The organism is Actinoplanes couchii (assembly GCF_016862075.1).
In the GTDB taxonomy this organism is placed as follows: domain Bacteria; phylum Actinomycetota; class Actinomycetes; order Mycobacteriales; family Micromonosporaceae; genus Actinoplanes; species Actinoplanes couchii.
This window is the reverse complement of sequence record NZ_BOMG01000092.1, coordinates 113,033-124,180: the sequence shown is the minus strand read 5'-3', so window position 1 is coordinate 124,180 and position 11,148 is coordinate 113,033. Positions and strand designations below refer to the sequence as shown.

Genomic DNA, 11,148 nt, shown 5'->3' with positions numbered 1-11,148 from the left:
CGCGCGAAGATGACTGCGGGGCGTGTGAAGATGACTGCGGGGCGTGTGAAGGGGACTGCGGGCACGCGAAGGTGACCAAGACCACCCACTGATGCCCTAGCCTCAGGAGTCATGCGGATCACTGTGCTCGGAGCGGGCTCCTGGGGAACCACCGTCGCGTCCGTCCTCACCCGCCGGGATCACGAGTCACTGATCTGGGCCCGTAACCGGGCCACCGCGGACGAGATCAACAACGAGCACAGCAACAACCGCTATCTGGCGGGTTTCCCGCTCCCGGAGCGCCTGCGCGCCACCTCGAACCTCGCCGAGGCGGCCGCCCACGCCGAACTGCTCGTCGTCGGCGTGCCGACCGGCGTCTTCCGCACCACCCTGGAGGAGGTCCGGCCGGACCTGCACCCGTGGATCCCGGTGGTCAGCCTCAGCAAGGGGCTGGAACGCAACTCCCTGCTGCGGATGACCGAAATCATCAAGGAGGTGCTGCCGGGGCATCCCGCCGCCGCGCTGACCGGGCCCAACCTGGCCAAGGAGATCATGGCCGGGATGGCCGCGGCCACCGTCATCGCCACCGAGGACCTGACCGTCGCCACCGAGATCCAGCGGGTCTTCCGGCGAGGGCTGCTGCGCGTCTACACCAACCACGACGTGATCGGCTGCGAGGTCGGCGGCGCGCTGAAGAACGTGGTGGCGATCGCCACCGGGATCGCCCAGGGCCTGGGCGTCGGCGACAACACCCGGGCCGGGGTGATCTCGCGCGGGCTGGCCGAGCTGACCACGCTCGCGGTGGCGATGGGCGGCGAGCCGGCCACCCTGGCCGGGCTGGCCGGGATGGGCGACCTGGTGGCGACGTGCATCAGCCCGCACAGCCGCAACCGGCACGTCGGCGAGCAGCTCGGCAAGGGCCGCAGCCTGGACGACATCCTGGCCGAGATGGGCCAGGTCGCCGAGGGGGTCAAGACCGTGCACGCGGCGGTGCAGCTGGCCGACCGGCACCAGCTGGCGATGCCGATCACCCGGACCATCCACCGGGTCATAGTCGGGGAGATCACCGCCCTGCGGGCGTACGACGGTCTACTCCGGACCCACCCGGCCGGCCACGAATCCGAGCCGGGGTAGGGCTGGTCCCGGAATCGTGCCGCGTGTCCCGGCGAGCGGATCTTGGTGGGGCGTACCGCCATAGTGTTCGGTCACCCAAGAACGACGGAACACGGAGACACACGATGCGTAACACCCTCACCACGACCGTTCCCGCGCTGGTCCTGCTGACCGCCCTGTCCGCGTGCGGATCGGCCTCAGCGGGGACGACGCCCACCGCGGAGAAGACGACGCCCAGCGCGGCGACGACGACGCCGGGTGCGGAGACGACGACGCCCGCCGCGGAGAAGACGGCGGAGGCGACCGGGACCGCCGAGTGCGCCGACACCGATCTCAAGGTCAGCATCGCCGCGCAGGGCACCGGCGAGACCGACGAGAAGGGCATGGTCGTCATCACCAACGAGGGCCGGCAGAACTGCACGGTCCACGGCTGGCTGACCTTCGCCCTGGTCAACGCCGCCGGTGAGGCGGTGCCGGTGCCGACCGAGAAGGTGAACGAGCCCGGCCCGGCCGAGACCGTCGAGATCAAGGCGGGCGGCTCGGCCTTCGCCGGCATCAAGTGGACCCGGTGCGACAAGGGTGACGTCACCTGCGGCGCCGGCAACAGCATCAGCTGGAAACTGGACGAGGCGGCCAAGGTCTCCTACGCCGAGCTGGAGGGCTTCCCGGCGCCGGAGAAGAGCAACATCACCATGACGGCGCTGAAGGTCGGCACCGTGCAGCCGAGCAACCAGGGCGTCACCGCCTGGTGAGGGCCTTCTCCCAGACCAGGCGCACCGCGGGCAGCACCTCGGAGACCGCCGGGATGCCCGGACCCGGCTCGCGCACCCCGACGGTGAGGGCGGGCGCGGACCGTTCCAGCGATCCGGCCATCCGGTCGATGTCGGTGATGATCGAACCGGTCAGCACCAGCACACCGGTGTCGTCGACCTCGGTGCGGACCGTGCGGATGATCCGCTGCCGGGCCTCGCGCAGCGAGTTCAGCAGGTCGTGCAGGCCACCGGCGTCCGGCCCGGCGGCCGCGCCCCGCTCGGCGACCAGGGTCGAGTGGGCGGCGAAGGCGTCCGACGCGGCGGTCAGGACCTGACCGATCTGCGGCGGTACGGTCGGCGATCCCGGCGTGGCGACCGCGTCGAACATCGACCGGGCCACCGAGTTGACCTGCTGCACCCCGTGCTCCAGGGCCCGCAGCGTCTGATCCATCGGGTTCACCCGGGTCATCGGGGTGGTCAGTGACCAGCGGGCCTGCCCGGCCAGCTCCTCGACGGCGGCGACCGCGTCGGCCAGGTCCTCGTCGAGCTCCCGGGACCGGGCCAGCCACTGCTCGGCCTGCTCCCGGCGGTACCCGTCCCGCACCCCGGCGCCCAGCGAGCCCAGCAGCCGGCCGATCTCGCCGGACAGGTGGGCCAGCTTGATCCGGGCCTGCTCGAGCGGGGTGGTGCCGCCGACCAGCGGCGACAGGATCACGCCGACGACGATGCCGAGCACCGTCGCCTCGACCCGCTCCCACACGAACGTCTCGGTGACCATGGTCCCGCCGACCAGGATGCCCATCGAGGTCAGCGGCACGGTGGCCGAGCTGTCCCCGAGGCGCAGCAGCTTGCCGGCGGCCAGCCCGCAGGCGGCGATCAGCGCGATCGACCACGGGCTGATCCCGAACGCGCCCCACACCGCGACCGTGACGGCGATCCCGGCGACCGTGCCGATCAGCCGTTTCGAGCCCTCCCGCAGCGACGCGTGCGAGCTCATCTGCACCGACAGCGTCGCCGAGATCGCGGCGAGCACCGGGCCGACCAGGTGCAGCGTCTGCGCCGCCGCCAGGGCGATGCCGGCGGCGATCCCGGTCACCAGCACCGAGCGGGCGCTGGTCGCCTCCACCTTGCCGTGGATCCGGCGGCCCAGCCGGCGCAGCGGCGCCGGCAGGCGCGGGCGGATCCGGGCGAACAGGGCCCGGCAGGTCAGCTCGACGACGGGTTTGACCTTGCGGCGCAGCAGCGTGGCGAGGACCGCGCAGAGCACGAGGCCGATGGCGACGACGGTGAACGGATCAGTGGCGGAGACGAGCGCTTGCGAAGACAAGAAGACGGCTTTCTCTTTCATTTTCCGGGCGGATCTTCCGACACAAAAACTATCGCCGGAATCCGTGCATTCTTTGGAATTCGGGCGAATGTGACGGGCGTCGCGCCTGGTCGGGTGACTTCGCTCAGGTCCGCGGGGATCGGACCGACTGTGCGGACATGAGGCGTGTCGGGAGTACGGGGTCGAAGGCGCTGCCCCGTGCCGTACTCCTGCTGCTCGTGGTGATCCTGGCCGCTCAGGGCCTCGGCTGGGTCCGGCCCGGCTGGTACCCGGCGCTGCTCGGCGGATCCCTGGCCGTGCTCGACGCGCTGGGTGTGGTCTACCTGCTGCGGGTGGCCCGGCTGGGGCTGAACACGCTGTCCTGTCAGGTCGGCGCGGTGGCCAGGGGCCTGGGTGTGGTGAACGCGGTCGTCTTCCTGTGCTGGGTGTCCGGCGGGCCGGACTGGATGTGGTGGGCCGCCGCGGCCGCGCACGTCACCGGGATGGCCCTGCTGGGCTTCTCGATGGTCCTCGGGCCGCTGGCCCGGCTGAGCGGCCCGCACCGGCAGGCGTTCGTCGCCGAGATGACCGCCGTCGGCGCCGCCGCCGTCATGATCATCTGGTGGGTGGGGCTGGACCCGGTGCTGCTGACCGGCGGCCCGGACCGGGACTGGATCATCCTGGCCGGGTTGCCGATCGCCGACCTGATGCTGGCCATGGCGATCGCCGCGATGCTGCTGCGCGGCGTGATCCGGCACTGGCGTGATCCGATCAGCGTGCTGTGCGCCGGGATGACCCTGGCGATCCTCACCGACACCGCCTGGGTGGCCGGGCTGCCCGCCACGGCCGGGCACGCCACCGGGCCGGGCGGCGGGATCGTGCTGATCGCGGTGCACGTGCTGCTCACCCTGTCGCCCCTGATGTCCAGTTCCGGGATCGGCAGCGTCACCGACCGGCCGCGGCGCACCGGACCGCCCCGCTGGGTGGCGTACCTGCCGCTGGGCGCCCTGGTCACCGGGGTCGGGCTGCTGCTCGGCGTGATCGTGGCGAACGCCGGTTTCGTCCGCTGGAGCGGCCTGATCGTGGCGACCGTCGTGATGATCGCGGCGATCGCGGTCCGGCAGTGGCTGGAGCTGTCCTCCTCGCAGGCCCGAGCCGCCCGGGACCTGGAGACCGGGCTGGCCAGCCGGGCCGCCCTCAAGGACGCCCTGGCCGGGCTGGTCCGGGCCCGGGAGACCTGTGCGGTCCTGGCCGTCTCGGTCCCGCCCGGCGGCACTGCCCCGGACGTGCTGCGCTCCTGCGTGCGCGCCGACGACCTGGTGGCCCGGCTCGGTGACAGCACGTTCGGGGTGCTGATCTGCGACGCCGCGGTCACCGGCGAGGCCACCACCGTCGCCCAGCGGATCCTGGTGTCGTTCCCGGACAGCGCGATCGGGATCGCCGTGGGCCGCACCGACGAACCGGCGAAGACGGTGCTCCGCAACGCCGAGATCGCCCTCAACCACGCCCGCCGGGCCGGCACCGCGACGTTCGTGGTGTACGAGACCAGCATGAACGACCGGCGGGCCACCGACGCGGCGCTGGCCGAAGCCCTCGAGGGCGCCCTGCAGCGCGACGAGTTCACCCTGCTCTACCAGCCGATCGTGGAGCTCGCGACCCGGCGGACGGTGGCCGTGGAGGCGCTGCTGCGCTGGCACCATCCGCTGCACGGCGACGTGTCACCGGGCCAGTTCATCCCGGTCGCCGAACGCTCCGGCGAGATCGTGGCGATCGGCCAGTGGGTACTCGAGGAAGCCTGCCGGCAGGCCGCCGCGTGGCGCGCCGACGGCATCGACCTGACCGTCACGGTCAACGTGTCGCCGCGCCAGCTGCAGGAGCCGCACCTGGCCCGGGACGTGCTCGGCGCCCTGGAGCGCACCGGCCTGCCCGCCGACTGCCTGGTCGTGGAGGTGACCGAGTCGGCGATGGTCAACGAGGCGCTGGAGATCGCCGCGCTGCGCACCATCCGGGCCGGCGGGGTCCGGATCGCCATCGACGACTTCGGCACCGGCTACTCGTCGCTGCAGTACCTCACCCGCCTGCCGGTCGACATCCTGAAGATCGACCGCAGTTTCGTGGCCCAGCTGGACGGCACCGCGGAGGGCTCGGCGATCGCCGAGGCGGTGGTCCGGCTCGCCCAGATCCTGCGCCTGACCACCGTCGCCGAGGGCATCGAGGAGGAGATGCAGGCCCGCGAGCTGGCCAACCTCGGCTCGCAGCGCGGGCAGGGCTTCCTGTTCTCCCGGCCGGTGCCCGCCGACCGGATCCCCGCGCTGGCCGCCGATGTGACCTACACCGGTTTTCAGCAGCTTTCCGCATGACCGCCGCGACCGGGCCGATGGACGGGTCATGACGGCAGTTGTCTCCATCGCGGCGATCTTCGGCGTCGCCGTGATGATCTCGGCGGTCGTCGCGGTGTCCGCCTGGCGACGCCGGCACGAGGCGATCGGCTACCTCTCCATCGCGGTGCTGGCCGCCGGCTCGGTGTGGTGGTCGGGGATGTCGATGGTCACCCTGTTCTGGCGGGAGCCCGGGCCCGCGCTGTGGGCCATCTCGCTCACCTACGCCGGGGTTTTCCTGCTGGTCGGCGGCTGGTGGGTGACCTCCAAGGCGCTCGCCGACCGGTTCTGGCGGCTGCGGCCGCGGACCGCGCTGATCCTCGCGGTCGAGCCGGTGTTGTGCACGATCGCGCTGGCCACCAACCCGTGGCACCACCTGTTCATCGACCACCTGAAGCAGACCAGCGTGGGCGGGGCGTACGCGGCGGTCTTCGGTCCGCTCTTCTGGGTGCACGCGCTGTACTGCTACGCCCTGCTCACGATCGCCGGTGTCCGGGTGTTCCGGCTGTTCATCAGGGGTGCCGGGCGCAAACGCGGCTCCCTGCTGGCGGTGCTGACCACGCTGCCCGGGGTGATGGTCAACCTGGTCGGCGTGCTGTCCGGCGGCAACCTGGTCGACCTGACCGCGATCGGCCTGGCCGCCGGGGCCCCGGTGATGTACTGGATGGTCCGGCACGACTCGGCGCCGTCCGCCGCCCTGGTCTCCCACCACGACCTGTTCCGGATCATGTCCGACCTGGTCATCGTGGCCGACGGCGAACGGCGCATCCTGGAGATCAACCCGGCCGCCGCGCGTTTCCTGGCCGGGGCCGACCGGCTGCCCGACGTGTTCGGCGAGCTGCCCGCCGACGGCCACAGCGAATTCACGATCAACGACTTCGCCGGTACGGGCACCGACCTCAGCGTCCAGATCAGCGCGGTCCTCGGCCGCCGGATCAGCGACACCGCCTGGGTCCTGGTGGCCCGGGACGTGACCGAGGACAACGACCGCCGGCGCGCCCTGGAGGACGCCAACGCCCGCCTGCACACCCAGCTCGCCACCATCGAGCGGCTGCGCAGCGATCTGGCCGAGCAGGCCTCCCGCGACCACCTGACCGGCCTGCACAACCGCCGCCACCTGATGACCGCCCTGGAGGCCCTGCCCGCGTCCGGCGCCCGGTTCAGTTTCGCCCTGATCGACATCGACCACTTCAAGCTGATCAACGACAGGTACGGGCACACCACCGGCGACGACGTGCTCCGCCAGGTGGCGCAGCGGCTGTCCGCGGTGGCCGGCCCCGGCGACCTGGTGGCCCGTTACGGCGGCGAGGAGTTCGCCGTCGTGCTGACCGGCTGCGGCGCCGTCGAGGCGGCCGCCCGGGTCGACGAGGTGCGCCGGGCGATCCGGGACGGCGACCACGCCGGTGTGCCGGTGACCGTCAGCGCCGGCGTCGCCGAGTCCACCACCGCGGACTGCATCCGGGACCTGGTGCACACCGCGGACATGGCCCTCTACGCCGCCAAGGAGGCCGGCCGGGACCAGGTCCGGGTGGGCGGGCTCATCCCGCAGCCGGTTCCAGCAGGTGGTCCAGGCCGATGATCTCGAACAGCCGTTTCACGATGCCGGCCGGGTTCGCGATCCGGAAGTCCAGCCCGGCCCGGTCGGCGGCCTGATAACCGTCGATGATCCCGCCGAGCGCCTCCGAGTCGATGAACCGGACCCCGGCCAGGTCCACGACGATCCGGCCGCCGCCCGGTCCGCCCGCGGTCGTCTCGACGACGTCGAGCAGGCGGCTGGTCAGCTCCTCGCGGGTGTCGATGTCGAACTCGCCGGTGAGCAGGACACGGCGGGTCGGCTGGCCCCCGGGACCGGTGTCGACCGGTGCGAGGCTGATGGAGTAGTAGTCGTCCGGCACCTTATTTGTCTACCAGCAAATTGTTGCGATCACCCGTTGAGCGGGAACGAGGCCCAGATGTGCTTGGCATCCGGGGTCGCGTACCAGCCCACGTCGAGCGAGAACGAGCGGGCCAGCAGCAGGCCACGGCCCCCTTCGTCGAGCGGTCGGCCGGAAGCCAGCTCCGGCATCGTGGTCAGATCGTGATCGGCGACGTCCAGGATCAGCCGGCCCGCGTCGTACAGCAGCCGGATCTCGGTGGGCGGCAGCCCGTGCCGGATCGCGTTGGTGGCCAGCTCGGTGGCGACCAGGATGATCCGGTCGATCACGTCGTCCGGGTCGTCCGGGGTGAACGCCGGATCGCTGGTGAGTTCACGATGGAGCGACGCGCGCAGCTCCCGCAACTCGGTGGTGCTGGTGAGGGTCCACTGGCGCAGGGCGCGAGCATCTGGCGACGGTGAGGAGACACGGATCCGATCCACCCCGCTCATGTGCCCCGGCGGGCCCCTGATTACGCACGCCATCTCCCGGGATCGATGGCGACGGAGCATCATGACCCGATGGGACGGACACGCCGGTTCGCGGTCCCCGGCATCCGGGACCGGATCGCCGAGGGACAGCGCCGGGCGGCCCGGCCGTTCCTGGACCGGACCGAACGCCGCGCCGCGCTGCGCCGGGCGCTGTGGAGCCGCGACGCGCGGGTCATCGTCGTCACCGGGCCGCCGGGAGTCGGCAAGACCGAGCTCGTGACCCGGGTGCTGGAGCCGTTCCGGCTGCTCCGGACCAGGGTGGTGATCCACGACGGGGCCACCGCCGACGCGCGGGTCCTGGACCGGCCGTTCGACCGGCGTACCGGCAGATCGGTGATCGTCGTCGACTCGGCGCAGCACCTGATGGACGAGGACGGGCACCTGCGGGACCTGGCCCTGGAAGAGGCCGTCGCCGCCGAGCGGGACGCCCGGATCGTGCTGGTCACTGACGTGCTGCCACGACCGCGCCCCGGGCTGGACTGGGTCGACCCGCGATACGTGATCGAGGCCGACGGGCTGCCGGTGAGCTGGTTCAAGGCCTTCGCCCGCCGGTCCGCGGAGGGCGCGCCGGGCCGGTTCGCCTCCCTGGACCACCGCACCCAGGAACGGCTCTGCGGCCTCTTCCAGGGGGTGCCCCGGCTGGTGCAGCTGTTCGACGCGATCGTCGCCACCTCGGACGTCACCGCGGTGGAGCTGGCCGGGACGCTGCAGGACCCGGACGGCCTCCCCGAACTGCTGCTGGACCGGCTGGTGGCCGGTCTGAACCCGGACCAGCACGACCTGTACCGGGCGGTCGCCGCCCTCGGCGTCCCGGCCGGCCCCGCCCTGATCAACGGCACCCGGTTCGGGCAGGAGCAGGTCCGCAAACGGCTCGACGAGCTGAGCCCGCACGCCATCCACCAGGTACCCGGCACCGACCTCTACCTGGTGCCGGCGCCGGAGGCCGCCCGGGTCCTGCGCGACGCCCCGGCCGGGGTGTCCACCCGCGCGGCCCAGCTGCTGCGCGGCGCCGGGACACCGCAGGCGCCGCTCGCCGAGGTCCGCGCCTGGCTGCGGGCCGGGAACCCGGCACGGGCGCTGCGGCGGATCGGCGAGTTCGACGACGGGCCGCTGCCGGCCGGCCAGTTCCGGGCCGTCCGCGAGGAGCTGGCCGTCGACGTCCCGGCGGCGGACCAGGTGGACAACCACAACGTGCTGGGCCGCCTCTACCAGGAGCGCGGCGAGTACGAACAGGCCTGGGACCACTACCAGCGGGCCCTGGAACCGGCCGGTGACGCCGAACGGGTCCGGATCCGGCTCAACCTCGCCTGGCTGGCCCTGGCCCGCGACGACGACGGCGAGGCGCTGATCGGGTTCGCGCACGTCCACGACCATCCGCACGCCGGCCCGGCGATCGCCGCCACCGCGCTCGACGGGGTGGCCCGCTGCCTGCGCCGACAGGGCCGGTTCCGGGAGGCGCTGCGGACCCTGACCCGGGCCGCCGAACTCGCCGCGCCCCGGCCCGGCCAGTGGATGCCGATCGCGCTGCGGCTGGCCCGCCTGCACGCCGAGACCGGCGACCACGACACCGCCGCGGACCTGGTGGAACGCGCCTCGGCGTCACACGCCGCCTATTTCGAGGCCCGGGCCGGCCTGGCGCTGGCCCGCGAGGAACCGGCGGCGGCCCTGGACGACGCCCGCCGTGCGGTGGCGATGGCGCTGCCGGTCAACGACTCGGTCACCCTGTCCCGCGCCCGCACCACCATCTGCCTGGCCCTGCTGCGGCAGGAGCGCTGGTCCCAGGCGGTGGAGGCGGCCGACGAGGCGATCCGGTACCGGCCGCTGCGGGAGGCGCTGCCGGCCCTGGCCGCCGGCGCGGTCGCCTGCCGCCGGGCGAACCGGGCGGCCGAGTCCCGGGACCGGTTCGCCCGGCTGCTGGCGTCGGCCGGCGCCGGGTTCGAGGCCCGCGAGTTCGAGGGCCTCGCCTGGTGTGCCGAACACCTGGACGGCGCCCGCCCGATCGAGGACGCGGTGACCGCGTTCGGTGTCGCCCGGGAACCGGCGCCCGGCCCGACCGCCACCATGCGCTCGCTGGTGGAGGCCCTGGCCGCCGACGCTCCCGGGCGGGCCCGTCTCTACCGGGTGCTCACCCTGCTCCAGCCGGGAAACTGATCTCCGGGAAACGCGGCAGCGGCCCGGCCCGGCCGCGCAGGTGACGGTCGAAGAACGCCCGGACCCAGGCCCGCTGGATCGCCACCGACCGTTCGCCGCCGATCGTGCCGACCGTCTGCTCGATCTGGTCGGCGGGCAGGCCGATCTGCGGGAACAGCACCTGGTAGTCGGTGAACGACAGGTGCGCCGAACCGGCCAGCTCGATCCAGTAGCGGGGGCCACGCAGATGCGACCAGGTGCGGGTCCACGTCTCGTCCTGCTCACCGCCGTGGGTCTGCGAGCCGAACATCAGGAACGGGCGGTCCAGGCCGGCGTCGATCACCGGGCCGGTGAACGAGCCGTCCATGTCCAGGCCGGCCCGGACCCGCCGGTCGGCGAGCATCACCCCGGCCGCGGTCGCGCCGCCCATCGAGTGACCGAACATCCCGATCCGGGACAGGTCCATCGCCGGGGCCGCGGGCAGGTCCCGCAGCCGGTCCAGCACGAAACGGGTGTCGGTCACCCGTACGTCGAGCACCGTCTGGAGAAGTTGCTCCTCCTCCGCCGGGGTCGTGGGCGTGGGGGCGGCGCGGGTGGCGATCCGGCCGTCCGGGAACTCGACCCAGCCGGCGTCGTGGGGGTGGTCGATGGTGACCACCACGAAGCCGTGGCTCGCCAGGTCCTCGGCCAGGGCGGTGCCCGAGGTGCGTTCGAGGCCGTATCCGGGGGACCAGAGCAGCACCGGATGCCGGCCCGGAGCGGGTGGCGCGCCGACGTAGCCGTGGGTGACCGGCAGCTCCAGGCCGGTGCCCGGCGGGTTGACGATGGCGGCGATACCGGGGGAGACCCAGTCGGCGCGCCGGTGACCCCGGATCGTGCGGGCCGGGTACCACACCTGGACCATCAGTTCGCGGTACGGCTCGAACGCCACCCACGGGTCGGGGCGGGAGCGGTCGACCAGGTGCGCGACGGCGGTGCCGACGTGCGCCCGGCCGGTCGGATGCGGAAGGACGAGTGCAGTGGTCGCCAGGACGGCGGTGAGAAGTGTCGCCAGCATGCCCCGACTCTCCGGCGTGCCGGGGCACC

The 11,148-nt window shown here is 72.8% G+C and carries 9 protein-coding genes; 5 read left to right on the top strand and 4 right to left on the bottom strand.

The features are described from left to right. Positions 1–111 precede the first annotated feature (111 nt). The gene (locus tag Aco03nite_RS36580; RefSeq protein ID WP_203804441.1) at positions 112–1,113 is read left to right on the top strand and encodes an NAD(P)H-dependent glycerol-3-phosphate dehydrogenase; all 1,002 of its coding nucleotides are present in this window, start codon (positions 112–114) and stop codon (positions 1,111–1,113) included. Positions 1,114–1,217: 104 nt separating this feature from the next. Further along, entirely contained in the window at positions 1,218–1,844 is a 627-nt protein-coding gene (locus Aco03nite_RS36575) for a DUF4232 domain-containing protein (RefSeq protein WP_203804439.1), read from the top strand. Here the strand turns inward: Aco03nite_RS36575 and Aco03nite_RS36570 are convergent. Then, complete coding sequence (locus Aco03nite_RS36570; RefSeq protein WP_239145735.1) at positions 1,831–3,171, bottom strand: FUSC family protein; 1,341 nt, start codon at positions 3,169–3,171, stop codon at positions 1,831–1,833. The two genes, Aco03nite_RS36575 and Aco03nite_RS36570, sit on opposite strands and share 14 nt — an antisense overlap. Before the next feature lie 158 nt (positions 3,172–3,329). On the opposite strand from Aco03nite_RS36570, the gene Aco03nite_RS36565 reads away from it, so the two are divergent. Next, a complete protein-coding gene (locus Aco03nite_RS36565) occupies positions 3,330–5,510 on the top strand; it encodes a putative bifunctional diguanylate cyclase/phosphodiesterase (RefSeq protein WP_203804433.1) in 2,181 nt (726 codons plus the stop codon). Between the two features lie 28 nt (positions 5,511–5,538). Then, positions 5,539–7,107 carry a diguanylate cyclase gene (locus Aco03nite_RS36560; RefSeq protein ID WP_203804430.1) on the top strand — a complete coding sequence of 523 codons (1,569 nt, stop codon included), beginning with the start codon at positions 5,539–5,541 and terminating at the stop codon, positions 7,105–7,107. On the opposite strand, the gene Aco03nite_RS36555 is transcribed toward Aco03nite_RS36560, so the two are convergent. Beyond that, positions 7,067–7,423, bottom strand: a complete 357-nt coding sequence (locus Aco03nite_RS36555) for an STAS domain-containing protein (protein ID WP_203804428.1) — start codon at positions 7,421–7,423, stop codon at positions 7,067–7,069. The genes Aco03nite_RS36560 and Aco03nite_RS36555 overlap by 41 nt on opposite strands. A 29-nt stretch (positions 7,424–7,452) precedes the next feature. Further along, on the bottom strand, positions 7,453–7,893 hold the full coding sequence (locus Aco03nite_RS36550) for an ATP-binding protein (RefSeq protein ID WP_203804424.1): 441 nt from the start codon (positions 7,891–7,893) through the stop codon (positions 7,453–7,455). Between the two features lie 69 nt (positions 7,894–7,962). Here Aco03nite_RS36550 and Aco03nite_RS54285 point away from each other — a divergent pair, with 69 nt between their 5' ends. Next, positions 7,963–10,083, top strand: coding sequence for a tetratricopeptide repeat protein (locus Aco03nite_RS54285; RefSeq protein ID WP_203804421.1), 2,121 nt, complete (start codon positions 7,963–7,965; stop codon positions 10,081–10,083). Here the strand turns inward: Aco03nite_RS54285 and Aco03nite_RS36540 are convergent. After that, positions 10,058–11,119, bottom strand: a complete 1,062-nt coding sequence (locus tag Aco03nite_RS36540; protein WP_203804418.1) for an alpha/beta hydrolase family protein — start codon at positions 11,117–11,119, stop codon at positions 10,058–10,060. The genes Aco03nite_RS54285 and Aco03nite_RS36540 overlap by 26 nt on opposite strands. Positions 11,120–11,148 lie beyond the last annotated feature (29 nt).

Coding starts and splice junctions, on each gene's coding strand:
- Aco03nite_RS36580 (WP_203804441.1), top strand. CDS start 112: ATGCGGATCACTGTGCTCGGAGCGGGCTCCTGGGGAACCACCGTCGCG.
- Aco03nite_RS36575 (WP_203804439.1), top strand. CDS start 1,218: ATGCGTAACACCCTCACCACGACCGTTCCCGCGCTGGTCCTGCTGACC.
- Aco03nite_RS36565 (WP_203804433.1), top strand. CDS start 3,330: ATGAGGCGTGTCGGGAGTACGGGGTCGAAGGCGCTGCCCCGTGCCGTA.
- Aco03nite_RS36560 (WP_203804430.1), top strand. CDS start 5,539: ATGACGGCAGTTGTCTCCATCGCGGCGATCTTCGGCGTCGCCGTGATG.
- Aco03nite_RS36550 (WP_203804424.1), bottom strand. CDS start 7,893: ATGAGCGGGGTGGATCGGATCCGTGTCTCCTCACCGTCGCCAGATGCT.
- Aco03nite_RS54285 (WP_203804421.1), top strand. CDS start 7,963: ATGGGACGGACACGCCGGTTCGCGGTCCCCGGCATCCGGGACCGGATC.
- Aco03nite_RS36540 (WP_203804418.1), bottom strand. CDS start 11,119: ATGCTGGCGACACTTCTCACCGCCGTCCTGGCGACCACTGCACTCGTC.